Genomic DNA, 23,310 nt, shown 5'->3' on the forward strand with positions numbered 1-23,310 from the left:
GGGCACGACGGCCGCGGACGCGCCGGTCACCGATGCCGGCGCCGCGTGCGCGGCCGCCTCGGCGGCGCCGGCCGCGGGCGGCGGGGCCGGATGCGGGGGAGCGGCGGCGGCCGGGGTCCTGGCCAGCCGCTCGGCCAGCTCGACCACCTCGGCCACCTTCTGCTCGGCGAAGGCCAGCCGGGCGCGCAGCCGCGGGTCCAGGCCCGTCTCCCGCTCGACGTCGTAGGGCAGATGCAGCAGCGAACAGGACGTGCTCACCACCACCTGCGCGGCACGGCCGCGCAGGGCCAGCAGCGCGGCCATCGCCCGCCGCCCGTCGGTCCGCCACACCTCACGCCCGCCGACCACCCCGGCCACCACGGTCTTGCCGGCCAGCTCCGGTGTCCGGCAGGCGGCCTCCAGGCCGGCGGCGCCGGCCACCAGGTCCAGGCCGATCGCCTCGACCGGCGTTCGCGCCAGGACGGGCAGCGCCGGGCCGAGCTCCCCGAAGTAGGAGGCGACCAGCATCGCGGGACGCGCCTTCAGCGAGCCGAGCCGCCGGTAGGCCTCCCCGGCGGCGTCCAGCTCGGCGGCGGTGCGGTCGGCCACCAGCGCGGGCTCGTCCAGCTGCACCCATTCCACGCCCTCGGCCGCGAGGGTGGCCAGCACCCGCTCGTAGACCTCCAGCAGATCGCCGAGCCGCTCCAGCGGACGGAAACCGGCGGGGGCGGCCGCCTCGGGCTGCGACAGCAGCAGGAAGGTCACCGGGCCCAGCAGCACCGGCCGGGTCGTCAAGCCCAGCGCGCGGGCCTGGCGCACCTCCGCCACCGGCTTGTCGCACACCGCGCGAAACGCGGTGCCAGGGCCGATCGAAGGAACGATGTAATGGTAGTTGGTGTCGAACCACTTGGTCATGCGCAGCGGCGCGATCCCCCCGGCGCCGCGCGCCATGGCGAAACAGGTGTCCTCCGCCGACGGGCGGCGATGGCCACCGGGCACCGCGTCCACCATGATCGCGGTGTCCAGCACGTGGTCGTAGAAGGAGAAGGTGTTGGACGGCAGGCCGGCCAGGCCCAGCTCGGCCAGCCGCCGCCAGGTCCGCTCGCGCAGCTCGGCGCCCGTGGCACGCAGCTCACGCAAGCCCACACCTCCCTGCCAGTACCCCTCCAGGGCCCGTTTGAGCTCCCTGTCCGGCCCGATCCGCGGATACCCCAGCACGGTCGAGGCGGGAAAAGGGGTGGGACGGGCGGTGGTCATGCGAACTCCCGAGGACTCGAGACGGCGGTGAATGCCCGGCATCCTGCCCGCGAATCCCCAGCACCAGCCCGATCTATCGACAACGCTTATCGATGACATCGCTGACGCCGCGCCCGCCGCCGTCCCGGACCGGCGGCCCGCCGCCGGGCGACACCCCGGCCGCCGCCACAGGCGGCCCGGGGCGGTGACCACGCGCCACGGCGCGCGCGACGGCCATACTTGCCCGGTGGAACCCGCACCGACGCTGCGCGACATCGGCTGCTTCGCCCACGTCGCCCAGACCCTCAGCTTCTCGCGAGCCGCCACCGACCTGGGACTCTCCCAACCGGCGATCAGCCAGGCCATCGGCAGGGCCGAACGCTCGCTCGGCGTGCGCCTGTTCGAGCGCACCAGCCGCGAGGTGCGCCTCACACCGGCCGGCGCGGCACTGCTGCCCTACGCCGAATCCCTGCTGGAGACCGCCGCCGCCCTGCGCGCCGAAGCCGGACGCCTGACCGCACCCCCTCGAACGATCATTCGCATCGCTTATGCACCACCGGCGGGCGGCCTCATCGCCCAAGCCGCCCGCCGCCTGGCCCGCCGCCGCCCCGCCATCGAGGTCGACCTGCGCGCCACCGGCCGCCGCGCCGCCATCGAAGCCCTGGCCAAAGGCGACGTCGCGGCGGCGATACTGAGCGCGCCGTTCCCCCTCGGATACACCACCGGCGCCCGGTTCAGCGTGGCCGTCACCCACCTGGCCGTGCCCGCCGGCGACCCGCTGGCCACGGTCCCGGCCGTCCGCCCCGCCCAGCTGGCCTCCCACAAGATCCTCATGCCGCGCCACCGCCCGCACGGCGGCATGTGGGCGCAACTCGCCGCCGCGCTGCACAGCCCGCGCCAGCACCACATCGTCGCGGAGGACATCGACGACTTCGCCGCACTTCTGGACCTGGTGGCCGCCGGCATCGGACTACTGCCGGTGCCCCACCTGCTGGCCTCCTCGACCCGCCGGCCCGACATCGCCCTCGTCCCGCTCGAAGCGGGACGGCTGCGCCTCACCTACGGCCTGGCCTGGCCGCCCGACCGCGCCACCCCCGAACTCATGACCCTGATCCAGGCGGTCCAGGAATCACTGTGGACCCGATAGCCCTCGCACGGCGACACCCGCCCGCCCTTCCTCCCCGGACGCGCGATCATTGATAGAGTCCACCGAAGGTGCGCCGGGAAGTCTGGTCGGCAGTTCCGCCGCCGACCCCGAAGGGCCGCCATGCGCGCTCGCGACCTGCTCACCGACTTTCCCACCGTCACCCTCGACACCCCCGTCCTCGACGCCGCCCGGCTGCTGGCCGACCAGGACCTGCCCGGCCTGATCGTCGTCGACGAGAGCGGCCTGCCGTTCAGCATCCTGGCCGGCACCCAAGTACTACAGCTGGCGGTGCCGACCTACTGCCAAGACGATCCCGCGCTGGCCCGGGTGGTGGACGAGGCACACGCCGACACCTTCCTGCACGCCATGACCGGCCAGACCGTACGCCGGGCACTGCCCGGCAGGCCACACGAACTACCGGTCACCGATCCCGACGCCACCGTGCTGGAGATCGCGGCCCTGATGGCCCGCACCCGCACCCCCCTGGTCGCCGTCGTCAGCGAAGGCCGCCTGCAAGGAGCCGTCACACTCCAGACGCTCATGGACAGGATGCTCGGTTCATGACGACCCTGGCCTGGCTGTCGGTCGCGGTCTTCCTCGGCGCCTACGCGCTGATCGCCACCGAACGCGTCCACCGCGTCGCCGCCGCGCTCGGCGGCGCCGGCGTCATGCTGCTGATCCACGCCAGCGACGCCGGCGCCGCGTTCTTCTCCCCGCGAACCGGCGTCGACTGGAACGTCATCTTCCTGCTCCTGGGCATGATGGTGATCGTCGGCGTGCTCAAGCAGACCGGCGTGTTCGAATACCTGGCCATCTGGGCCGCCAAACGCGCCCGCGGCCGGCCCTACCGGCTGATGGTCCTGCTCGTAGTGATCACCGCGGTCGCCTCGGCGCTGCTGGACAACGTCACCACCGTCCTGCTGATCGCACCCGTCACCTTCCTGGTCTGCGAACGGCTCGCGCTGCCGGTGGTGCCCTACCTGATCGCCGAAGCGATGTCCTCCAACATCGGCGGCGCCGCCACCCTGGTCGGCGACCCCCCCAACATCATCATCGCCAGCCGCGGCGGCCTGTCGTTCAACGACTTCCTCGCGCACATGGCGCCGATGGTCGTCATCCTGATGGCCGTGTTCATCGGCCTGTGCCGCATCCTGTTCCGCACGGCGTTCCGCTACGATCCCGGACGCGCCGCACAGATCATGCACCTCAACGAGCGCGAGGCCATCGCCGACCGCACCCTGCTGTGGCAGAGCCTGGCCGTGCTCGCCCTCGTCATGGCCGCCTTCGTGCTGCACCCGGTACTGCACTACGAACCCTCGGTCGTGGCCGTCCTCGGCGCGGGCATCCTGGTGGCCGCCACCAAGGTCACCACCTCCGACGCCATCGCCGAGGTCGAATGGCCCACCCTGGTCTTCTTCATGGGCCTGTTCGTCATGGTCGGCGCACTGGTCGAGACCGGAGTGATCGGACAGCTCTCGCACATGGCCGTCGAGGCGACCGAAGGCCGGCTCGAGGTCACCACGATCGTCATCCTGTGGGCCTCGGCCGCACTGTCGGCGATCGTGGACAACATCCCCTACGTCGCCACGATGAGCCCCATCGTCGCCGATCTGGTCCAGGCGGGCCAAGGCCAGGGACACACCCGGGTGCTGTGGTGGGCGCTGGCCTTCGGCGCCGACCTCGGCGGCAACGCCACCGCCGTCGGCGCGGCGGCCAACGTCGTCGTCATCGGCATCGCCGCCCGCAACCGCACCCCGATCAGCTTCTGGACCTTCACCAAGTACGGGCTCATCGTCACCGTCGTCACCGTGGCGCTGGTGACCCCGTACCTGTGGCTGCGCTACCTGATGTGACGGCCCGGCGATCCCGCGATACGCGGCCCGCCCGGCCGACGTGCCCGCCGCGGAGCCGGGACTCCACCCGGCCCCGTAGCCGCCCGCGAACCCTCGGTAGCATTTCACCGTGCGAGCAGCGACAACTCCTTCCGGTCACCAGGGGCTGACGGAGGACCAACGGTGAGCGGAGCCACTGATCCTGACGCCGGCATCCGGGCCCGGCTCCGGCAGCACTGGGAGGCCTCCGAACGCGGGGACCTCGACGCCGAGCACGCCATCTACGCCGCCGACGCGATCCTGGACTACCCGCAGTCGGGGGAGCGCTTCGAAGGCCGGTCGAAGATCCAGGCGCAACGCGGCGGGCACCCGGCCGAACGCCACTTCACCATCCGCCGGATCTTGGGCGGCGGTGGCCTGTGGGTGAGCGAATGCGTGATCACCTATGACGGTGTGCCCACCTACTCGATCAGCGTCATGGAGCTCACCGACGGTCTCGTGACGCACGAGACGCAGTATTTCGCCGACCCCTTCCCCGCGCCTCCCGGCCGCGCCGCGCCGGCCGAGCCGATCCCGGTCCGCGACCCACAAGCCGGTTGAGCCGCCGGTCGGCGAACGACATCGACCGGACGAGGCCCGCCCCGCCGCGGGGCGCTGCGATCAGGCGGGCGCCGCCCCGGCGTCCTCACCCTCGCAACGGCCCGCCAGAGCACGCGCGGCGGCCACCTGATCGGCGTCCAGCCCCTGGTAACCGCTGCGACGGTGCTGCTCGGCCTGGTCGTCGATCCAGCGGCCGTGCGTCTCCCACGCCGCCTGCTTGCTGACCCCCAGAGCCGCCCCGATCTGCGACCAGGAGGCGCCCGCCGCCCGCGCCGAACGCACCCCGAGCTGGCGCCCGTACCCCGCCTTGCGCGCGATCACCTCACCGAGCGCGAGCATCTCCAGCGCCTCCTGCGGCGACAGAGACGGCGCACCATAGTCGCCGGCCTCGTCGTCCTCCTCCTGCGCGCCCAGCGCGGCGGGGGAGGCCAGCGCGTCGCGCACGCGAAGAGCGTCGTAGCGGGCGGCGGCGGTCAGCAGCGTGAATCGGCCATCGAGTGTCTCAGGAGTCACCATGCCCGCAGTCTTACGTCAGATCACCTTGACGTCAAGCCATCCTGACGCGCGTTCGCGGGCCGCGAACGCGAACCGGGACCACCGCCTGATCAGCCGGCGACGGGGACCCGGGCCGGCACCCGAACATCTCCCGGGCGAGCCCACCACCCCCGGCCCGCCGGACAGCGACACACCCTGCTGACACAATGACCCGATGAGCAGGGCCGACCCCAGCACAGGCAGCCGATCCACAACGCCCCGCCCAGGCGCGCCCACCGCCCCCGCCCACAACGACCCCGCCGCTCCCGCGCCCACGCGATCCACCCCCACCGGCCCCCCGGAACCCGCCGCACCGCAAACCGGGCGACACCCTGCCGGCCGAACCGGGGGACACCCAGACGACCGGTCCGACGCCACCGGCACGCCACAACAGGACCTCACCCTCCACAAACCCATCCGGCCCGCGCAAGGCTCCGACTTCCTGCAGCTCACCATCGCCGACGCCCCCGCCCGCGGCCGCTCCGAATGGCTCGCCCGCCAGCTCAGACACGCCATCTCCGACGGCCGCCTCCCCATCGGCACCCGCCTGCCCGCCACACGCGTCCTGGCCGCCGAACTCCGCGTCTCCCGCGGCCTGGTCACCGCCGCCTACCAACGCCTCATCGACGACGGCCACATCGCCGGACACGGCCGAGCCGGAACCGTCGTCGTCGCCACACCCATCACCGCACCCCACCCCGCGCCCACCCCGGCACCCGGCCCCGCACATCCCAGCCACGGCGCCGGCCTGTTCACCGCCACCCCCCATACCGAGGTCTTCGAAGACCTGCGCGCCGCCCCCGCCCGCATCGACCTGTCACCCGGCGTCCCCGACCTCGCCGCCTTCCCCCGCACGGCCTGGCTACGCGCCGAACGCACCATCCTCGCCGACCTGTCCGCCGCCCAACTCGGCTACGGAGACCCCCGCGGCACCCCCGCCCTGCGCCTGGCCGTCGCCAACTGGCTCGCCCGCAACCGCGGCATCAGGACCGACCCCGACCACGTCCTCATCGTCGCCGGCGTCGCCCAAGCCCTCGCCCTCATCGCCCAGACCCTCCACCGCCAAGGCGTCCACCAGATCGCCGTCGAAGACCCCGGATCGCTGGGAACCGCCCGGCAACTGCGCAACTGGGGCCTGGACACACCCCCCATCGCCGTCGACGCCGACGGCCTGCGCGTCGCCGACCTGGCCGCCACCTCCGCCCCCGCCGTCCTGCTCACCCCCGCCCACCAGTTCCCGACCGGCGTCATCCTCGCCGGCCACCGGCGCCGCGACCTCATGCGCTGGGCCGCCGACGGCGGCCTGATCATCGAAGACGACTACGACGCCGAACACCGCTACGACCGCCCACCCGTGCCCGCCCTGCGATCCATGCTCGCCCACCACGTCCTCTACACCGGCAGCGTCTCCAAGCTCCTCGCCCCGGCCCTGCGCGTCGGCTGGCTGCTCGCACCTCCCGAGCACCGCGACGCCCTCATCACCGCCAAACGCAACACCGACCTCGGCAACGCCGTCCTCACCCAGCTCGTCCTCGCCCACGTCATGACCTCAGGGGAGATGGAACGCCAGCTCCGCTACATCCGCAGGCGCCACCGCCGCCGCCGCGACGCCATGATCGACGCCATCGCCGCCCACCTGCCGCACGCGACCGTGCACGGCGCCGCCGCCGGCCTCCACCTCATGATCACCTTCCCCGAAGGCGTCTCCGACACCACCCTGGCCGCCGCCTGCCTGGCACGCGGGATCAAGGTCCAGCCGCTGTCATGGCACCGGCACCGGCCCGGCCGCCCCGGCCTCGTCCTCGGATACGCCGCCACACCCCCCGGCGACATCGCCGAAGGCATCGCCACGATCGCCGCCCTCATCCCGCGCCGCTGAGCACGACGGCGACGACCGCCGCACCGCCCACCCCTGATCAAGGCCGACGCGGGCGAGATCCGGGTCGCCGGGCACGACCTGGCCGAGGAACCCGGCCAAGCGCGTGCCGCGATCGGCGTCACCGGCCGGTTCTCCGCCGTCGACAGCTTCCTCACCGGCGAGGAGCCTGCGACTCATGGCCGGCCTGCTCCACCTCGGGGCGTGGATGCGCTGTCAAGGCGCACACGCGAGCCGGGGCGGGGGAGCGGTCGCACAGGACCTTTCAGAAGATCATCAGGTCGGGGTCCAGGCCGTCGGCCGTGTCCGGCCGGGACGGCTTCTTCGCCGGCAGCAGGGACACAGGCCCGGCGAGGGGAGCGGCCCGCAGGCCCGCCATCAGCAGGTGATGCCATGGCTCCACCGAAAAGGCGATCGGCGAGGCGCCGGGAGTGGAAAGTCGCCTGGGGCGCCTCCGCTGAGACGGGGACGGGGTTCCGCGTGACGCGACAGGCACTCATGCGCCCCGCTGAGGCTTATGCACTAAACCAGACAGAATTGGGCTTCTGTCTGGTTTGGCGTTCTTCAGGTGTGAGAGGAGGGCGCGAGGGCGCGGCGGGCGATGGCCGGCCCGCGGGACCTCGCGCCGCGCCGCCACCTCGGACCGCCGGCCGCCCGTGCCCGGCGGTCCCGGCGCCCATGCCGCGAGACGGCTGGGGCCTCGGGGAGCGCCATCCCTCATGATCGTTTTACGGATGATCTCCGGCCGGCCGTTCCACGGCGCGAGAGAGACTCGGCGCGGGCCCGTCAGGCGTTTCCGCGTCCGGACGGCATCCGACCGGCGCCTGGCGCGCCGTCGTCTCACCGGCCGTGCTCCGGAGCTCGGCGGCCGGTCGCCGCCGGTCCGCCGCCGACGGGCCGGCCATCTGAAGCTCTCGTCCACGAGGTGCGCGACGCGCGTGCGCCCGCCGGCGCGGGCCCTCTCGGCAGGCCCTCCTTCAGTGTTTGATGCATAATCGCACTTATGCATCAAATATGATTCCACTCCCCGGAATCACCGGATGAGCCGCCCGAGGTCTTCCTTCCCGGCGCGGACGCACGACGCATGGCCGGGCGCCGCCGCAGGCGCCATTCCCCGACTGGTCCGGGAATGGCGCCTGAAGGCGGGACGGATCCGGCGTGTCAGCGGGCCGCTTGTGCGGGTTTGATGCATAATCGCAGCCACATGCGTCGCCGCCGAGGAGGTCGCCGCTTGCCGGAGGGTGAAGCCCATGGTGGATGAGCGTGGTCCGCTGGTGCTGATGCGCGTGCCCGAGGCCGCCGCCGAGTTCCTCTCCTCGCTGCGAACCAAGAAGCTCTCGCCGCACACGATCGCCGGGTACGAGCGCGATCTGCACCTGGTGGCCGGCATCGCGGCGGGGCTGGCCGGCGTGGCCGCGCCCGACCTGGAGGTGCGTCACCTGAGCGGGCGGCTGGTGCGCGGCGCCTTCGCCGAGTTCGCCGGGCCGCGTTCGGCGGCCAGCGTCAACCGTTCGTGGAGCGCCTGGAACCAGTTCCTGACGTTCTGTGTCGCCGAGGGGATGCTGGAGGGCAATCCGATGGCGGCGGTCCCCCGGCCCAGGCAGCCGGCCAAGGCGCCCAAGCCGCTGCTGGGCGACGGGACGGCCTCGGCGACCCTCCTGGAGCGGGTGGCGGCCGGTGCCCGCAAGGCTCGCGATCCGTGGGTGGAGCGCGATCTGGTGGTGCTGGCGCTGGCCCTGGTCACCGGGATGCGTTCGGCCGAGTTGCTGGGGCTGACCTTGGGGTCGATCGGCGGTGCGCCCGGTGATCGCAGGATCCAGGTGGCCGGCAAGGGGGGCAAGACCCGTTCCCTGCCGATCGAGCCGCCGATCGAGCATCTGATCGGGGAGTATCTGGGCAGCAGGTTGCGCCGGTTCGGCCTGGCCGCGCTCCCCCGGTCGGCGGCGCTGCTGGTGGACACCAGGAACGAGCCGTTGCGGCGGGGCGGGCTGCAGTATCTGGTGCGTCAGTGCTACCGGTATGCGGGCATTCATGATCGGGTGCAGAAGGGGACGCTGGTGCACGCGCTGCGGCACGAGTTCGCCACGCGGCTGGCCGAGCGCGGGGCTTCGGCGCACGAGTTGATGGAGTTGCTCGGCCATTCCTCGATCGTGACGGGTCAGGCGTATGTGGCGTCGACCGCGCGTGAGGTGCGGGCGGCGGCACGGGGCAATCCGGCGTACGGGGTGCTGGACCGGTTGCGTCCCGCGGGCCCTGGGGAACGCGGGGAAAGGGCCTGAAACGGCGGCCGGGCGGAGGGCCCGCGGTCCGGCGATGAGCCGGGACGGGCATGAGCCGCTTTCGGCGATCCGTCCGGCGTCGACGGTCGGGAGCGCGCCCGCCGGGTCCGGGAAGTGGGTCACCGAGCCGGGTTTCGGGAGGTGAGGGCGGGAGCGGCGCCGGCCGCCGTGCGGCCCGTGGACGGGCAGCCGAGGCGGCGGTATCTACCGGGCGCCGTGCCGTACTCGCGTTTGAAGGCGGTGGCGAAGGCGAACTCCGAGCCGTAGCCGACCGCGGCGGCGATCTCGCTCAGCGCGGCGTCGGAGTCGTGCAGCATGCGCGCGGCCGTGCCCAGCCGCCACCAGGTCAGGTAGGTCAGCGGTGGCTGTCCGACAAGCTGGGTGAAGCGGCGGGAGAACGCCGCGCGGGACAGTCCGGCGCGGCGGCCGAGCGACTCGACCGTCCATGAGTTGGCCGGGTCGCGGTGGATGGCGTCGAGTGCGGCGCTGGTGGCCGGGTCGGCGAGTGCGGTGGCCCAGCTGTTGATCTTGCAGTGCTCCATCGAGACGTCGAACCAGGCGCGCAGGATGTACAGCAGCAGCATGTCCAGCAGTGCCGACACCACCATGTCCGCGCCTGGCCGTGGGTGGTCGATCTCTTTGCCGAGCAGTTCGACGGCGGCGCGCAGCTCGGTGTTGTGTCCTAGCCTGGCGGGCAGGTGGATCATCGGGGGCAGGCCTATGAGCAGCGGATGGGCTCGCCTGGAGTCGAGCCGGTAGCCGCCGCAGAGGGTCACGGTGACGGGTCCGGTGCCCTCCATGGAGGCCGAGGCGAACAGCTCGGTGTGGGTGTAGGGGTCGCAGTCGGACTCCGCGATGGGGCTGGTGGGCGAGTCGGCCAGCGCGTAGCCGTGCCCATGGGGGAAGAACAGCACGTCGCCCGTCCCGGCCCGGATCGGCTCGCCCTCCGGCGGGATGGCCCAGCACGAGCCCTGCAGCACCACCTGGAAGCCCGCGGAGCCGGGTGCTGAGGGGAACCGCCGCCCCCAGGGCGCCGGCCATTCGACGCGTGCCGAGCGCGGCACGCCTATGCGTATGGAGGCGATCACGTCGCTCAGCACGTCCATGGAGTGAGTCTAACTTGGGAGACGAACGCGTATGAATCAGAGACAGGAACACATTGGACGCCTCTTTCGGGGCTCCTATCGTTGACGGCATGACAAGAGTTCCAGTCATCGGGGCGTCCGGCGCGATCGGCCGCCCTCTGGTGAACCACTTTCGCAAGGCGGGCGCCGGCGTCCGCACGGTGACCAGAGAGCCGACCGACCCGGTCGCGCTGGGGGCGGCTCTCGACGGTGTGGACGCGGTCCGCGCGGGTGTCGTGCGTCAGCCGTGCGGTGACGTGGCCTACTCCCCCGTTCACGAGCGGGGCGTCGCGGTAGACGGGATGCTGCGCGGTCCGGCCAACGGCGGCGGCCCGGTCACCGGGACGGTGCGGGAGGTCACCGGAGCGCCCTCGGTCGCGTTCGAGACGTGGGCGATCGAGCACGCCTCCGAGTTCCTCGGCACCATGTGGGCCGCCCGCATCCACGAGTACGGCGACGCCTCGGTGATCTCGCTGGACGAGGTGCCGGTGCCCAGGCCCGGGCCGGGTGAGGTGCTCATCAGGGTGGCCGCGACGTCGTTCAACCCGTCGGAGGCCGGCCTGCGGATGGGCCTGCTGCGAGATGTGCTCGGCGTCACGCTGCCGCACACCCTCGGCTGGGACGTCGCGGGCACCGTGGTGACCGGGGCCGGTGGCTTCGTCCCCGGCGACCGGGTGATCGGGCTCATCGACGGGGCGGCGGCCGAGTACGCGGTGGCGAAGGCGAGTGTGCTGGTCAGGGCGCCGGAGCGGATCCCGCTGGCGGACGCGGCCGCCGTGCCGGTGGCCGGGCTCACCGCGTGGCAGGCGGTGTTCGAGCATGCCCGTATCGGCCGTGGCAGCCGGGTGCTGATCAACGGGGCCGGCGGCGGGGTCGGGTTGTTCGCGGTGCAGCTGGCCAAGCACGCGGGCGCGCATGTGGTGGCGACCGCCGGTCCGCGCAGTGCCGCTGCCGTGCGGGCGCTGGGCGCCGACGAGGTCATCGACTACACCCGCGCCCCCCTGCCGGGCGGCAACGACGTGCTGATCAATCTGGTGGCCGACCCGCCGGCCTCGGTGACGCGGCTGGCCGAGGAGTTCGTCTCGATCACCGGGCCGATCGAGCATCCGCGGGCCGTCCGGTTCGTGGCCCGCAACGATCCGGGCGGGTTGGCCGAGCTCGTGGCGCTGATCGACGAGGGTGTGGTGGAGGTCGAGGTGGACGCTCGCCCGCTGGAGTCCTTGGCGGAGGTGCACCGTGCGGCCGAGCGCGGCATGATCCGCGGGAAGGTCGTAGTGAAGGTAGTGAAATGACCAAGAGCGGCGGAGCAGGTCGTTCTTGATCGCGGGGGCGGCGCCAGGGGTGGTGGCCTTCACCCGTGCCTGCCGGGCGCTCGGCAGCGTCCGGCGGCGGGGCGGCTGAGGGTCTTGCCGGCAGCCTTGGCGGCGGCGACGCCTTCGCGGGTGTTCTCGCCGATCATGTCGCGCTGGAACTCCAGCACGGCGGCCAGGACGGAGACCATCATTTTGGTGCCGGGGTCGTCGCCGGCCAGGTCGATGCCGGAGAGCAGTCCTGATTCGACGCGGAGGTGGAGGCCGCGGCGGATGAGCACCGGGCGCAGGGCGAGGATGTCGGCGACGGAGCGGAACAGGCGGGCGGCGTCGGCGATACGGATGGTGTCGCCGACGGCGGCCTCGTGCAGCAGTGCGGTGAAGCCCGCGCGGTCGAGGGAGAGTTGCCGGCTGACCGAATCCACCCCCTCGTCACGCGAGCCAAGGCCACTCCCCCATCAGATAGCCGCGAACGATGAGGCCAGCGGTAGTGGCGACCAGTGCGATCAATCCGATCGACGTCAGCATCCAGCCGGCGTTGACCAAGCGGTGCTTGCGCAGCACGACCTGGGCAGCCCGGCTTCGACCCCGGCACCTGGCTCCTGGACGAGATCGACGCCCGTGAGCGCTCCCTGACCTGCCAGATCGAGCAGACCCAGGCGGAGATCAACACGCTGACCGCGCGTCTGGGCGAACTCAGCGAGGCGATCGAGCACCTGCGGATCACCCGCAAGACCCTCATCTCCCTCGCCGAGGAGGATCCCGCCCCGGCCGAGCCGGCCGCGCCGCCTCCCGCTGTTCCCGATCACCCCGCCTACCAGCAGATTCTCACCGTCTTGGCGAGACCGGCGGCTCCCTGCGCGCCCGAGACCTGGCCATGGACCTCCGCTGACGCAGAACGACATCCAGAACGTCCGCACCAAGCTCAAACGCCTGGTCAGCCGCGGCATCCTCGTCGAGACCGAGCCGGGATCATTCACCCAGCCGCGCCCATAGCCCGAACCGCGAGCCTCCGACCAGCCGACCTATCCCAACCCCGACGACGAAAGGGCATCAGCTCGCAGAACGCATTCTCAGGGGCTCGAGGGCGGCTAGGACGAGGTCGAGGCCGAAAATGAACTCATCCGCCGGGTCGAAGCCGGCAGCGACGAGCGCCGCGGCGGACTCGTTGAGGTAGGGGAACTTGTCAGGAGGAAGCTGGGGCAGGTAGGCGTCCTCGGCCATGTCCGCGAACTCATCGGCGGTGGCGAACGGCAGGCTGGCTTCCTGCAGGGCGAAGCCGTAGACGTAGCTGTCGAGCAACCAGTTGGCGTGCGTCGCCATCAAGACCGGGAAGCCGGCCTGCCGCAGGCAGGCGGTGACCGCTTCGTGGTGGCGGAGGTTCGCGGGCCCCGGCGATGTCCGCGACTCCATCAGGCCGATCGCCCACGGGTGGCGTGCGAGAACCTGTCGGGCGGATACCGCCCGCCGTCGCATCGCTGACTGCCAGTCGGTCTCTTCGGGCGGGAGCTCGATCTCCTCGAACACGACGTCGATCATGGCGTCCAGCAGGTCCTCCTTGCTCGCTACGTAGTAGTAGAGCGACATCGCGCCCGCGCCGAGCGCGCGAGCCAGCCGGCGCATGCTCAGCTCGCCGACCCCCTCGCGGTCGGCGAGCCGGACCGCCTCGACCACCATCCGCTCCTTGCTCAGCCCCGCGTCTGACGCGACCCGGCGTCGTTCCCTCGCAGACAAAGGGTCTCCTCGCTCCCTCGAACGGCTTGACAATCGTCCAGCCCACGGTCATCGTACAGTGTACGAGCGTAGTACAGCGTACGAAGTACGGTGTACGAACCAACGAAAACCCCGAACCTGCGCGACAACCCGCCGGCCATCCGACCGTAACGAAGGGGTAAGAGATGAAATCCCCGAAGGACACCGCCACCACGCCAGCCCGCAGTCGGTTCGTTCGAGGCCGGCTCGTCGGCGCCGCGGCGATCGCGTTCGCGGTGTTGGTGGTGATCGAGAACGTGTTGTTTGCGGTAACGGGCGCGCTGCCCTACGGCGCTCCGATCGACAAGGTGCTGGCCTACTACGCGGCCAACCGCGACGCGGTCGCGATCGTGTCCGGCCTGGTAGCCCTGTACCTGCCGCTGCTGCTCGTGTTCGTGACGGGCCTGCACGGCCTCGTGGAGCGGCGGGGCGGAGCGGGCGCCGACTGGGCGCGCCTCGCCGTGGCCGCTGGCGCGACGCTGTCGGCCATCTTCGTGCTTGTCAACGTCCTGCAGATCGGGCTCGCGCTCTCCGCCGGCGGCCTCGCCGAGCCGACGCCCGCGTTCGGGCTCGTCTGGCAGATTCACGCGGCGGCGTTCGCGCTGGCGCTGCCGATGCTTGGCGCCACCTGCATCGGCTCGACCCTCGCCGCGCACGCGAGCGGGCTGACTCCGGCTTGGCAGCGCCTGCCGGGCATGGTGGGCGGGAGCCTGCTGCTCGCTGCGGGGCTGGGCAACCTCGCGATCGCCGACGGCTCGCCGCTGATCTTCGTCGGGCTCCTAGGGTTCGTCGCCTGGCTCGTCTGGCTGCTTGCGACCGGCGTGCGCCTCGTCCGGTCATGACCGAGATGGTGGCCAGCTCAGTCGCGGTATACGCAGAGAACCTGCTCACGAGCGGTCCGGTGTCCGCGCCAGCCGCGCCCATAGGCCGAACGGCGGCTGACCGACCAGCAGACCTCATCCAACCAACCGCAACGAAGAAAGGGGCATTAGCTCGCTTAACGCACTCCGATATGTGTGCGACGGCAATGAATATGAGTGGGCAACCGTGAGGAGCTGTCGCCCACTCCGATCTTCAGGTCCGTAATCTCCGCCACATGCCAATCGAGACAGCCTCGCCGATGGCAAGTGCATGAGCTGCTCCCGACTACAGCACGTCGTCTTCCCACTCAGGCTCGTCGGGGTTGCGCAGCTGCCGGACGCCGGCGGGGCCGAGGTCGAGCTGGGCGAAGGAGTAGGTGCCGATCACGTTGAGGTGCTGGCGGACGAAGGGCGACAATCGCCGCCAGGCTCAAGGCCGCGGGCAGGCCGGGTCGCTATGCGCGCGTTCCACGGGTGCTGCTGCGGGCGATGGGCAAGGAGGCGCGGATGCTGTTCTGGTTCGGAGAGTCCGGATACAACGCCGACGTCCAGGCCCTGCGCAAGCAGCACCCCGGCCTGCTCACGCTCGAAACCTGGCTCGCCCGGACCACTGGGCTGAAGGCGGCATGATCCTGTCGCGCCGCCTTGCCGCCGTGAACACCGATGCCCTCGCTGAGCGTCGAGCTCGGACAGGGCGGAATTGTCGGTGGGGGCCGGTACGGTGCCCCTGGTTACCCGCCGGAAGGACTGATCTATGCGGCCCGTGAAGCTCAAGCGGCTCACCGTGGAGGAGTGCGTCGACCGCTACGTCGAGCTGGTGCGCGCCAAGACGACGACCGGGGCGCTGTCCCCGGCGACGGCCGAGGTGTACGGGCGCGACGTGGCCACCTTCGCCGAGCTGGCCGGGGCGGGGCGGGTGCTGGACGATCTGACGGGCGAGGATGTCGACGCGGTGTTGCTGGCGTTCGCGCGCAAGCCCGACGGGCGGCGCTCCTCCCCCGCCGGGGCGGCGCAGAGCCCCTCGTCGCAGTCGCGGTTCCGGCGGTCGGTGTCGGCGTTCTTCAAGTACGCGGTCCTCTCGGGGTGGGTGCAGGTCGATCCGATGACCGCGGCGACGGTCACGGCCAAGGAGCGCGGCGGGTTGCGCGCCGAGCGGCGGGCGCTCACCCGCGAGCAGGCGCAGGGGCTGGTGGGGGCGGCGCGTGAGCAGGCGGTGGCCGAGCCGGGGGGCGGGCGGCGTGATCAGCGCACCGAGGTGCGTGACGCGCTGATCGTGTTGTTGTTGTCGACGCTGGGGCCGCGGGTGTCGGAGCTGGTGCGCGCCAATGTGGAAGATTTCTATACCAACGATGGTGTGCGTTATTGGCGCATCTTCGGTAAGGGCGGCAAGACGCGTGATGTGCCGCTGCCGGCCGATGTGACCGAGGTGCTGGAGGGTTACCTGTCGGCCGCCCGGCCCGCCACGGCCGAGAAGGCGTTGCTGTTGTCGTGGCGGGGGCGGCGGCTGGCGCGGGGCGATGTGCAGGCGGTGATCGACCGCGTGCAGCGGCGGGTCGATCCGTCGCAGCGCCGGTCGGTGACGCCGCATGGGCTGCGGCACACCACGGCGACGCATCTGCTGGCCGACGCGGTGGACATGGACGCGGTGCGGCGGGTGCTGGGTCACAGCGATCTGGCGACGCTGGGGCGTTACCGCGACGAGTTGCCGGGCGAGCTGGAGGTGGCGATGCGGGCCCATCCGCTTCTGCGGGGGCGGGGGGGCGCCTAGTTCGTGCCGCGGCCGCGGGGGTGCGGCGGTGGCACGTCCGCGGAGGCAGAGCGGGTGGGCCGCGCGCCGGCGGCCGCGCAACGGTCCGGCCGGCTCTGCCCTCGGCGTGAACGGCCCGTGGGTGCGCGGCCGGCGGTCGCCTTCTCCGGCGGTGGGCGTCCCGGCCGCCGCGGCCTTGCGTGTCAGACGGGGTCAGGTGGCGGCGGTTCGTGCCGCGGTGATCGCCACCGTGGTGTAGTGCATGGTGAAGCCGCCTCCGATCGCGTCGATGGCGGCGCCGACGGCCTCCAGCACCTGCGCCAGCTCGTCCGGCGGAAGCCGGGTGAGGATGCCGGAGGTGGGCAGCTGGTCCAGCCACGCATCCCGGGTGACGAACTGCTCCCAGTCGAATCGCCACTGCTCGGGGTCGCTGAACCCGCCGGCCTGGCGGATGCCGTCGGTGGCCTTGGTGAGCAGCATCTGGTACCCGTCCAGGGCCTGCTTCGGCGCCGCCTTGAAGTCGAACGGCGCGTCGGGCATCACCCGCACGCAGGCCGCGGCGAGTGCTTCCGCCACCTGCCGCGGGGGCTGGAACACGTGCCAGAACACGGCCAGCAGGCCGCCGGGCCGCAGCACCTGTGCCGCCTTGACGGCGCCCGCTTCCGGGTCCACCCAGTGCCAGGCCTGTCCGGCGATGACCGCGTCGAAATCCCGGCCGGCGGGGTCCCAGGCCTCGAACGTCGCCACCTCGACGTCCAGGCCGCCGCGCCGCGCATACTCGGCCATCCGGTTGTCGGGGTCGACGCCCAGGATCTTGCAGCCGGCCGCCTGGAACTGGCGGGCCTGTATGCCGGTGCCGCAGCCGACGTCCAGGACGTCGGGGCCGGGGCTGGCGGCGACGATCCGGTTCACCATGGCGTCGGGGTAGCGGGGGCGGGTCCGGTGGTACCGTTCGGGGTCCACCCCGAACGACTCTGCCATCTGCCGGTGCAGATGGGGCCGGTTCTGGGGTGGGGGTGCTTCCCCCGGCGTTATAGTGGGCATGCGCCCACCATAAGTGGGCAGACGCCCACTCGTCCAGAGGGCCAGGTCGGAAGGGGTACGGGATGCCGACAGGCGTGGCCATCCGCGACGTGCGCGAGCAGCTGTTCGACGCCGCCGAGCGCGTCCTGCTCCGGGACGGGCCGAGCGCGCTGACCAGCCGGGCGGTCACCGCCGAGGCAGGCTGCGCCAAGGGCGTCCTGCACCGGCACTTCGACGACTTCGACGCCTTCCTCGCCGAGTTCGTGCTCGACCGCGTCGATCGCATCGCCCCCCAGGCGGCGGCCCTGTGCGAGTCCGCCGGAACCGGCACCGTCGCCGGCAACCTCGCCGACGCGCTGACGGCCGTGTTCGAATCGGTGGCCGTGGCGATCGTCCCCCTTGTCATCTTCCGGGATGAGCTGCGCGCCCGGCTGCGCGAGGCATGGCCGGCCGGCGTCCCGGTACTGACGGAGGCCGCGATCATGATCGCCTCCTACCTGTCCGCCGAGCAGGCCCTCGGGCGCGTCGCCGAGGACGCCGACGTCGGCACCCTCGCGCCGACCCTGATCGGGGCCGGGCACCTTCTGTACGCCGACCGCGGCACCACCCCGCCGCAGGCCGGCGCCGTGCACAAGATGGTGACCGCCGTCATCGCCGGCGCCGTACGAGAACCGCTTCCCTGACCCGCGCCGAACCGCCCGAACCGCCCGGAAACGGCCGGCCGGTACCCGTGAGTCGATCCGGCGTCGGGCAGATGGCGCAGCCGGGCGGCAGCCCGCCGGCCGTCATGGGTGCTTCGCGGAAGTGAACCGTCCCGTGGCGATCAGGATCACGACGAGCGCGAGCGGCACGATCCACCCGCTCCAGCCGAGGATCGTCGCCTGCGTGGTGTCGACGTGCTCGCCGGCCTTGGCGAAGAGGAGGTAGGTCCCGCCCGCCCCATTGAACGCGGCATGCGCGAGGGCCGCGGGCCACACCGACCCCGATCGGAGCCGCAGCCAACCGAAGACCGCGCCGACCAGGATGCACATGCCGACCATCGCGGTCACGCCGAGCCAGCCCGGCGCATCCGGGTAGTTGTACCCGAGGAGGATGAGCGGAGCGTGCCAAAGGCCCCAGATCACGCCCGAGATCAGGAGGGCCGGGAGCGTACCGAGCGGCATCAGCTTCGGCAGCAGCCACCCTCGCCACCCGAGTTCCTCCCCCAGCGCCGGGATGAGGTTGATGAACGCCGCCAACGGGAGCGTGGCGAGCTGGATGGCGATGAGCGCGCCGATCGGTATCGGGATTTCGGCCACTCCCGCGGCGCCCGCTTGCTCGTCGAGGACCTGCTGGAACGCGGAGAAGTTCACGAAATCGGCCGGATAGACCCCCAGCAGCGCGCCGACCGGGAGCGCCACCAGGACGAGCGCGATGGACACGATGATCCCCAGCGCCGCGTAGCCGAGCAGTCTTCGGACCGGTCGCAACGGCCACAGCCCGAGCGTCCACGCCTTCTGCCGCGGCCGCTCCACGAGGAACACGACGACGAGGGCGGCGATCGCGGGGGTCGTCATCGTGGCGGCGGCCACGAGAGTGAACCAGGAGCCGGCGATCCCGTCACCGAGCCACAGCGGGAGCGCGAGGAGCCAGGCGAGAGCGAACGCCAGGGTGGTGAACACGCCGATGGATCGCAGATCGCGGCCGCTCATGCGGGATTCGCCTCGGGTCGTGGCCGTTTTCGAGCCGCTCGGAGATTCGATGGTCACGACGTCTGCCCTTCGAGGATGTGCAGACCGGCGATGGTGCGGTCGTCGCGGAACGCGATCCGCGCGGTGTAGTCGCCCGCCTCCAACGCAAGCGGCGTGTTCGTGATCGTCACGTCGCCGGCCCGGGTGACCTCAGGCTCTCCAAGCCCCTCGAAAGCTCCCGACAGGCCGACGATCTGCGCCCACGCGGCCGCGAGCGCGTCCTCCGACAGGCCATCGCGCATGCGCGGATCGAACTGCTCGGTGACACGCGACCATTGCCCGGACGCGAGGTCCTCGATCACCGAGACGGCCAGTTCGGCAACGCCGGCTAGGGGCGTGGTGTTCATGGGTTCTCCTGTTCTTGGATCGATCGGTTTGCCATAGCGCTGAAACGCCGCTTGCCGGCTCACGCCGAGCGCATCACCGATGACCTGCCACGTAGCGCCGTTCTGGCGCGCCTGCTGCACGACAGCCCGCACGACGTCATCGGCGGCCGCCTGCATGCTCACGGCGCGCCCTATCGAGTCGGCCCAGTCGTCGCTCCTCGTCAGGACGCGTGACGCGAGGAACGCCTCCATGTGCGCCTTCAAGGCCCGCAGCGCGTCTGTCAAATTTTCTTGCACGTGTAAACCATAGCTTTACACGTGACTGTGCGCCAGCAGGGACCGCTCCGCGGCGCCACCCTCACCGATGAGGGAATGCCGTCCATGGCCCTGCACCTGCGCGACCAAGACCTCGGCCTACGCGAGATCGCCTCCCGCCTGGCCATCACCCATGGCGCCAAGAGGGACCGGCACCCCCCCATGCGGCGCACGATTCATGCGCATGCGGCGGCTGTGATCACGGGCCGCACCGGACCTGGTGCCGGGCGGCGAAGGCCGGCCCGTACGATCGGGCATGTGGAAAAGCGTGAATTGGGAAAAACGGGCAGGCAGGTCGGGGTCGTCGGCCTCGGAGCGTGGCAACTGGGCGCCGACTGGGGTGAGGTCAGCGAGGACGACGCGCTGGCGACGCTGAACGCCGCCGTCGACGCCGGAGTGGACTTCATCGACACCGCCGATGTGTACGGGGACGGACGCAGCGAGCAGATCGTCGGCCGGCTGCTGAAGGAGCGGCCCGGACTGACGGTGGCCACCAAGATGGGCCGGCGCGTGCCACAGGTGCCCTCGGCCTACACCCTGGACAACTTCCGGGCCTGGAACGACCGGTCGCGGCAGAACCTCGGCGTCGACACCATCGACCTGGTGCAGCTGCACTGCCCGCCGACCCCGGTCTACAGCGACCAGGCGGTGTACGACGCGCTGGACACCCTCGTGCAGGAGGGCAGGATCGCCGCCTACGGCGTGAGCGTCGAGACCTGCGAGGAAGCGCTGACCGCGATCGCGCGGCCCGGCGTGGCGAGCGTGCAGATCATCTTCAACGCCTTCCGGCTCAAGCCGCTGGAGCGGGTGCTGCCAGCGGCGGCCGAGGCGGGGGTGGGCATCATCGCGCGCGTGCCGCTGGCCAGCGGCCTGCTGTCGGGCCGCTACGACGAGCACACCAGCTTCGCCGCCGACGACCACCGCGCCTACAACCGGCACGGCGAGTCGTTCGACGTGGGCGAGACGTTCTCAGGAGTGGACTACGCGACCGGCCTGAAGGCGGTGGAGCGGCTCAAGCCGCTGGTGCCGGACGGGATGACGACCGCGCAGTTCGCGCTGCGCTGGATCATCGACCACCCGGCCGTGAGCGTGGTCATCCCCGGCGCCCGCAACGAGCGCCAGGCGGTGGCCAACGCCGCCGCCGCGCGGTTGCCGGCCCTGCCGCAGGAGACGCACGCGGCGGTGTCCCGGGTGTACGACGAGCTGATCCGCCCGCAGGTGCACCCCCGCTGGTAGCCAGGGGCCCGGTGGACGGGGGCCCGGTGTTCCGGTGCTCGGTGACCCGACGCCCGCGGCCCGGGCCCCGGAGCCTGGCCGCGGGCGGAGGGCGAACATCCCGGCCACTCCCCCAGCGGGTGGGCGGCCCGCCCGCCGAAGACGACCTCTGGACCGGATCGCCTGCTCCACCATGATCGACGGCCGGCCATGTACGTGATCACAGGCTGTCATCACGCACATGGCCGGCCGAGGCGCTGTCAAGGGAGGCGCCACCGGCTGGATCTTGTGGCAGTCCGGCACCGCCCGGCTGCCACCACGCCTGCCCGCCGGTCGCACCCGAAGCCCCGTCTTCCTCACCGACCCGCGTCCCGCCCGCCCGTACCCCTTCCGCGGGCGACCCGCGCCCGGTCAAAGGCGGAGTGTCCGATGCCCGGACGATCCCGCCCAACCCTTGGGACCGCTTCTTCGACCGTTCCCAACGATCACCGACTCCCTGCGGGATGGACGGGGTCAGGCGACGGATCGCGCCACCAAGGCCATGGCCTGCCGCATGGCGTCGCGCACCTCGTCAGGTCCGTCGCCGCGCTGCAGCGCGGTCAGCGCGGATGCGCTGACCGCGCCCACCATCGCGCCGACCGCAGCGGAGGCGGTGATCGTGTCGAGTCTGCCGGGGAATGCCCCCTGCAGCGCCTGGGCCAGTTCGGTCTGCGCGGTGAGGTAACGCTGCAGCAGCCGGGCCTGCAGGGCCGGCACCGAAGCCACCAGCCGTGCGCGAAGTGCCGCGAGCCCGCTGGGGAGGTCGCTGTCCCAGGTGTTGGCGATCATCTGGTCCATCGCCCGCACCAGCACTTCGGGTAGCCGTTCTCCGGCGCGGCGCTCGGCGATCGCCTGCAGCGCCAGATCGACGCGCACGTCGGCATTGGCCAGCAGCACATCCTCCTTGGCCTGGAAGTGGAGGAAGAAGGTGCGGGGGGACACCTCCGCGGCGTCGGCGATCTCGGCCACGGTCACGTGGTCGTAGCCCTTGTCCTCGAACAGACGCACCGCCGCCTCGATCAGTGCCTGCCGGGTGCGCTGCTTCTTGCGCTCCCGCAGTCCGCGTGTCTCCGCCATGCAGGGCAGTTTAGTTCATCTTCCGAATTGATGCATACTGTGAATCACTACATGGACTGCAGTCATTGAAGGTGATCATTCATGGGAAGTCTGGACCGACGCGTCGTCCTCATCACCGGGGCAGGGCGCGGCATCGGGCGGGAAGAGGCGCTGTTCTTCGCCGCCGAAGGCGCCAAAGTCGTCGTCAACGACCCCGGCGTCGCCATCGATGGCACGGGCGGCGACGCCGGCGTGGCCGCGAAGGTCGTCGAAGAGATCACCGCCCGCGGCGGACAGGCTGTCGCCAACACCGACAGCGTCGCCGACTGGGACGGCGCCCGCCGCATGGTGGAGACGGCCCTGGAGTCCTTCGGCGACCTCCACGTCGTGGTCAACAACGCGACCACCGAACGGAACATGGGCCTGACCGACCTGTCGGAGGAGGACTTCGATGACGTCGTGGCCGTCAAGCTGAAAGGCACCTTCGCGGTAACGCACTGGGCGGCCCGCCACTGGCGCGACCGGTATCAGGCAGGGATCCACGCCGACCGCGCCGTGGTCAACACCTCCTCCGGCTCCGGGCTCCTCAACCCACTGCCCGCGCAGGTCTCCTACGCGGCAGGCAACGCCGGGGTCGCGGCGCTGACCACCGTGGCCGCCCTTGAACTCGGCCGCTACGGCGTCCGGGTCAACTGCATCTCGCCCTCGATGGCCCGTACCCGTATCACTGCCGCCGTTCCCGGCATGAGCGAGGAACCACCCCCGGGCCGGTTCGACCCGCTGCACCCGGCCACCTGCGCACCCGTCGCCGCCTACCTGGCCGGCGCAACCTGCCCGCTCACCGGCCAGGTGCTGTCGGTGCGGGGCGGAACGGTCGCGGTCAACCACGGCTGGGTCCTCGGCGGCCACATCCACAAGGACGGGCTGTGGAGCGTGGAGGAACTGGCCGAGAAGGTGAAGGAACTGCCGATGGACGACCCGTTCGACAAACTCGCCCAAGCCCTGACCGGCGCACTCGGCGCTATCGGACGCGACCGGCTTCAGGAGATGATCAACGCCCTGCTGGACCAGGGAGGCCGGTCCGGCAACGCTTCCGCCTGACGCGACGGCGCACAGTCCAGACCACGAGCTCAGGCACGCGGTCCAGGCACGAACGGCGCTCGGCCCCAACGACCGGCCGGATCCGGAAGCCGGAACAGGGCGGCGGTCGCCGAGCACCAAGGTCGTGCCCACGGCGATGGACATCCTCCGCGCGACCACATGCCCGAAGCGGTCACCGCGGTCAGGCGCCTTCCCGCCGCGCACCGCCACAGGCCCACCCAGCCGGACG

Annotated in this window: 24 protein-coding genes and 1 pseudogene; 13 read left to right on the forward strand and 12 right to left on the reverse strand. The window is 71.7% G+C overall.

The genetic code is table 11. From position 1 onward, the window contains the following. Positions 1–1,236: pseudogene (locus ACFO60_RS36750) on the reverse strand (5-methyltetrahydropteroyltriglutamate--homocysteine S-methyltransferase); the annotation flags it as partial. Positions 1,237–1,462: 226 nt separating this feature from the next. On the opposite strand from ACFO60_RS36750, the gene ACFO60_RS36755 reads away from it, so the two are divergent. The 4 genes from ACFO60_RS36755 (at position 1,463) to ACFO60_RS36770 (ending at position 4,794) form a co-directional block, all read left to right on the forward strand. After that, the gene (locus ACFO60_RS36755; protein ID WP_380850640.1) at positions 1,463–2,362 is read left to right on the forward strand and encodes a LysR family transcriptional regulator; all 900 of its coding nucleotides are present in this window, start codon (positions 1,463–1,465) and stop codon (positions 2,360–2,362) included. 120 nt (positions 2,363–2,482) lie between these two features. Further along, the gene (locus ACFO60_RS36760) at positions 2,483–2,926 is read left to right on the forward strand and encodes a CBS domain-containing protein (protein ID WP_380850643.1); all 444 of its coding nucleotides are present in this window, start codon (positions 2,483–2,485) and stop codon (positions 2,924–2,926) included. After that, entirely contained in the window at positions 2,923–4,215 is a 1,293-nt protein-coding gene (locus ACFO60_RS36765) for an ArsB/NhaD family transporter (protein ID WP_380850646.1), read from the forward strand. The genes ACFO60_RS36760 and ACFO60_RS36765 overlap by 4 nt, the downstream gene beginning before the upstream one ends. Positions 4,216–4,377: 162 nt before the next feature. Next, a complete protein-coding gene (locus ACFO60_RS36770) occupies positions 4,378–4,794 on the forward strand; it encodes a nuclear transport factor 2 family protein (RefSeq protein ID WP_380850649.1) in 417 nt (138 codons plus the stop codon). Between the two features lie 60 nt (positions 4,795–4,854). Here ACFO60_RS36770 and ACFO60_RS36775 read toward each other — a convergent pair whose 3' ends face one another. Then, complete coding sequence (locus ACFO60_RS36775; RefSeq protein WP_380850652.1) at positions 4,855–5,310, reverse strand: hypothetical protein; 456 nt, start codon at positions 5,308–5,310, stop codon at positions 4,855–4,857. A 193-nt stretch (positions 5,311–5,503) separates the two neighbouring features. On the opposite strand from ACFO60_RS36775, the gene pdxR reads away from it, so the two are divergent. Next, the gene (gene pdxR, locus ACFO60_RS36780; protein WP_380850655.1) at positions 5,504–7,207 is read left to right on the forward strand and encodes a MocR-like pyridoxine biosynthesis transcription factor PdxR; all 1,704 of its coding nucleotides are present in this window, start codon (positions 5,504–5,506) and stop codon (positions 7,205–7,207) included. 262 nt (positions 7,208–7,469) lie between these two features. Here the strand turns inward: pdxR and ACFO60_RS36785 are convergent, their stop codons facing one another. Further along, positions 7,470–7,607 (reverse strand): hypothetical protein, encoded by a 138-nt coding sequence (locus ACFO60_RS36785; RefSeq protein WP_380850658.1) that lies wholly within the window; start codon positions 7,605–7,607, stop codon positions 7,470–7,472. Positions 7,608–8,454: 847 nt separating this feature from the next. Here ACFO60_RS36785 and ACFO60_RS36790 point away from each other — a divergent pair. Then, positions 8,455–9,483 carry a tyrosine-type recombinase/integrase gene (locus tag ACFO60_RS36790; protein WP_380850661.1) on the forward strand — a complete coding sequence of 343 codons (1,029 nt, stop codon included), beginning with the start codon at positions 8,455–8,457 and terminating at the stop codon, positions 9,481–9,483. 119 nt (positions 9,484–9,602) lie between these two features. Here ACFO60_RS36790 and ACFO60_RS36795 read toward each other — a convergent pair whose 3' ends face one another. Beyond that, entirely contained in the window at positions 9,603–10,589 is a 987-nt protein-coding gene (locus ACFO60_RS36795; protein WP_380850664.1) for an AraC family transcriptional regulator, read from the reverse strand. Between the two features lie 89 nt (positions 10,590–10,678). Here ACFO60_RS36795 and ACFO60_RS36800 point away from each other — a divergent pair, with 89 nt between their 5' ends. Further along, positions 10,679–11,899, forward strand: a complete 1,221-nt coding sequence (locus tag ACFO60_RS36800; protein ID WP_380850667.1) for an alcohol dehydrogenase catalytic domain-containing protein — start codon at positions 10,679–10,681, stop codon at positions 11,897–11,899. A gap of 59 nt (positions 11,900–11,958) precedes the next feature. On the opposite strand, the gene ACFO60_RS36805 is transcribed toward ACFO60_RS36800, so the two are convergent. The 3 genes from ACFO60_RS36805 to ACFO60_RS36815 all read right to left on the reverse strand — a co-directional run bounded on the left by ACFO60_RS36805 (position 11,959) and on the right by ACFO60_RS36815 (position 13,594). Beyond that, a complete protein-coding gene (locus ACFO60_RS36805) occupies positions 11,959–12,342 on the reverse strand; it encodes a recombinase family protein (RefSeq protein ID WP_380850670.1) in 384 nt (127 codons plus the stop codon). 7 nt (positions 12,343–12,349) lie between these two features. After that, entirely contained in the window at positions 12,350–12,481 is a 132-nt protein-coding gene (locus ACFO60_RS36810) for a hypothetical protein (protein WP_380850673.1), read from the reverse strand. A gap of 489 nt (positions 12,482–12,970) precedes the next feature. Continuing rightward, a complete protein-coding gene (locus tag ACFO60_RS36815) occupies positions 12,971–13,594 on the reverse strand; it encodes a TetR/AcrR family transcriptional regulator C-terminal domain-containing protein (protein ID WP_380850676.1) in 624 nt (207 codons plus the stop codon). Between the two features lie 221 nt (positions 13,595–13,815). Here ACFO60_RS36815 and ACFO60_RS36820 point away from each other — a divergent pair, with 221 nt between their 5' ends. Further along, on the forward strand, positions 13,816–14,511 hold the full coding sequence (locus ACFO60_RS36820; protein WP_380850679.1) for a hypothetical protein: 696 nt from the start codon (positions 13,816–13,818) through the stop codon (positions 14,509–14,511). A gap of 304 nt (positions 14,512–14,815) precedes the next feature. Here ACFO60_RS36820 and ACFO60_RS36825 read toward each other — a convergent pair whose 3' ends face one another. Continuing rightward, positions 14,816–14,947, reverse strand: coding sequence for a hypothetical protein (locus tag ACFO60_RS36825; RefSeq protein WP_380850682.1), 132 nt, complete (start codon positions 14,945–14,947; stop codon positions 14,816–14,818). Between the two features lie 89 nt (positions 14,948–15,036). Between ACFO60_RS36825 and ACFO60_RS36830 the strand changes: the two genes are divergently transcribed. Next, positions 15,037–15,159, forward strand: a complete 123-nt coding sequence (locus ACFO60_RS36830) for a hypothetical protein (protein WP_380850685.1) — start codon at positions 15,037–15,039, stop codon at positions 15,157–15,159. 124 nt (positions 15,160–15,283) lie between these two features. Continuing rightward, positions 15,284–16,297: a tyrosine-type recombinase/integrase gene (locus ACFO60_RS36835; protein ID WP_380850688.1), complete on the forward strand. Its 1,014-nt coding sequence runs from the start codon at positions 15,284–15,286 to the stop codon at positions 16,295–16,297. Positions 16,298–16,489: 192 nt separating this feature from the next. On the opposite strand, the gene ACFO60_RS36840 is transcribed toward ACFO60_RS36835, so the two are convergent. After that, entirely contained in the window at positions 16,490–17,320 is an 831-nt protein-coding gene (locus ACFO60_RS36840; RefSeq protein WP_380850691.1) for a class I SAM-dependent methyltransferase, read from the reverse strand. A gap of 62 nt (positions 17,321–17,382) precedes the next feature. On the opposite strand from ACFO60_RS36840, the gene ACFO60_RS36845 reads away from it, so the two are divergent. After that, on the forward strand, positions 17,383–17,982 hold the full coding sequence (locus ACFO60_RS36845; RefSeq protein ID WP_380850693.1) for a TetR family transcriptional regulator: 600 nt from the start codon (positions 17,383–17,385) through the stop codon (positions 17,980–17,982). Between the two features lie 102 nt (positions 17,983–18,084). Here ACFO60_RS36845 and ACFO60_RS36850 read toward each other — a convergent pair whose 3' ends face one another. Together ACFO60_RS36850 and ACFO60_RS36855 are read right to left on the reverse strand one after the other, a co-directional pair. Beyond that, positions 18,085–18,990, reverse strand: coding sequence for a CPBP family intramembrane glutamic endopeptidase (locus ACFO60_RS36850; RefSeq protein WP_380850696.1), 906 nt, complete (start codon positions 18,988–18,990; stop codon positions 18,085–18,087). Between the two features lie 53 nt (positions 18,991–19,043). After that, the gene (locus ACFO60_RS36855; protein WP_380850786.1) at positions 19,044–19,607 is read right to left on the reverse strand and encodes a DUF3887 domain-containing protein; all 564 of its coding nucleotides are present in this window, start codon (positions 19,605–19,607) and stop codon (positions 19,044–19,046) included. Between the two features lie 321 nt (positions 19,608–19,928). Between ACFO60_RS36855 and ACFO60_RS36860 the strand changes: the two genes are divergently transcribed. Beyond that, entirely contained in the window at positions 19,929–20,906 is a 978-nt protein-coding gene (locus ACFO60_RS36860; RefSeq protein ID WP_380850699.1) for an aldo/keto reductase, read from the forward strand. Positions 20,907–21,398: 492 nt separating this feature from the next. Here the strand turns inward: ACFO60_RS36860 and ACFO60_RS36865 are convergent, their stop codons facing one another. Continuing rightward, complete coding sequence (locus ACFO60_RS36865; RefSeq protein ID WP_380850702.1) at positions 21,399–22,001, reverse strand: TetR/AcrR family transcriptional regulator; 603 nt, start codon at positions 21,999–22,001, stop codon at positions 21,399–21,401. A gap of 81 nt (positions 22,002–22,082) precedes the next feature. Here ACFO60_RS36865 and ACFO60_RS36870 point away from each other — a divergent pair, with 81 nt between their 5' ends. Next, positions 22,083–23,081, forward strand: coding sequence for an SDR family NAD(P)-dependent oxidoreductase (locus tag ACFO60_RS36870; RefSeq protein ID WP_380850705.1), 999 nt, complete (start codon positions 22,083–22,085; stop codon positions 23,079–23,081). The last annotated feature ends 229 nt before the right edge of the window (positions 23,082–23,310 follow it).

The sequence above is a fragment of the Sphaerisporangium dianthi genome (genome assembly GCF_042654065.1).
GTDB classification, from domain to species: domain Bacteria; phylum Actinomycetota; class Actinomycetes; order Streptosporangiales; family Streptosporangiaceae; genus Sphaerisporangium; species Sphaerisporangium dianthi.

What these genes read in the sequence shown, in the direction of transcription:
- ACFO60_RS36820 (WP_380850679.1), top strand. Translation starts at nt 13,816, where the DNA reads ATGAAATCCCCGAAGGACACCGCCACCACGCCAGCCCGCAGTCGGTTC.
- ACFO60_RS36855 (WP_380850786.1), bottom strand. Translation starts at nt 19,607, where the DNA reads ATGGAGGCGTTCCTCGCGTCACGCGTCCTGACGAGGAGCGACGACTGG.
- ACFO60_RS36865 (WP_380850702.1), bottom strand. Translation starts at nt 22,001, where the DNA reads ATGGCGGAGACACGCGGACTGCGGGAGCGCAAGAAGCAGCGCACCCGG.
- ACFO60_RS36795 (WP_380850664.1), bottom strand. Translation starts at nt 10,589, where the DNA reads ATGGACGTGCTGAGCGACGTGATCGCCTCCATACGCATAGGCGTGCCG.
- ACFO60_RS36850 (WP_380850696.1), bottom strand. Translation starts at nt 18,990, where the DNA reads ATGAGCGGCCGCGATCTGCGATCCATCGGCGTGTTCACCACCCTGGCG.
- pdxR (WP_380850655.1), top strand. Translation starts at nt 5,504, where the DNA reads ATGAGCAGGGCCGACCCCAGCACAGGCAGCCGATCCACAACGCCCCGC.
- ACFO60_RS36775 (WP_380850652.1), bottom strand. Translation starts at nt 5,310, where the DNA reads ATGGTGACTCCTGAGACACTCGATGGCCGATTCACGCTGCTGACCGCC.
- ACFO60_RS36870 (WP_380850705.1), top strand. Translation starts at nt 22,083, where the DNA reads ATGGGAAGTCTGGACCGACGCGTCGTCCTCATCACCGGGGCAGGGCGC.
- ACFO60_RS36760 (WP_380850643.1), top strand. Translation starts at nt 2,483, where the DNA reads ATGCGCGCTCGCGACCTGCTCACCGACTTTCCCACCGTCACCCTCGAC.
- ACFO60_RS36815 (WP_380850676.1), bottom strand. Translation starts at nt 13,594, where the DNA reads ATGGTGGTCGAGGCGGTCCGGCTCGCCGACCGCGAGGGGGTCGGCGAG.
- ACFO60_RS36790 (WP_380850661.1), top strand. Translation starts at nt 8,455, where the DNA reads ATGGTGGATGAGCGTGGTCCGCTGGTGCTGATGCGCGTGCCCGAGGCC.
- ACFO60_RS36840 (WP_380850691.1), bottom strand. Translation starts at nt 17,320, where the DNA reads ATGCCCACTATAACGCCGGGGGAAGCACCCCCACCCCAGAACCGGCCC.
- ACFO60_RS36845 (WP_380850693.1), top strand. Translation starts at nt 17,383, where the DNA reads ATGCCGACAGGCGTGGCCATCCGCGACGTGCGCGAGCAGCTGTTCGAC.
- ACFO60_RS36835 (WP_380850688.1), top strand. Translation starts at nt 15,284, where the DNA reads ATGCGGCCCGTGAAGCTCAAGCGGCTCACCGTGGAGGAGTGCGTCGAC.
- ACFO60_RS36830 (WP_380850685.1), top strand. Translation starts at nt 15,037, where the DNA reads ATGCTGTTCTGGTTCGGAGAGTCCGGATACAACGCCGACGTCCAGGCC.
- ACFO60_RS36800 (WP_380850667.1), top strand. Translation starts at nt 10,679, where the DNA reads ATGACAAGAGTTCCAGTCATCGGGGCGTCCGGCGCGATCGGCCGCCCT.
- ACFO60_RS36765 (WP_380850646.1), top strand. Translation starts at nt 2,923, where the DNA reads ATGACGACCCTGGCCTGGCTGTCGGTCGCGGTCTTCCTCGGCGCCTAC.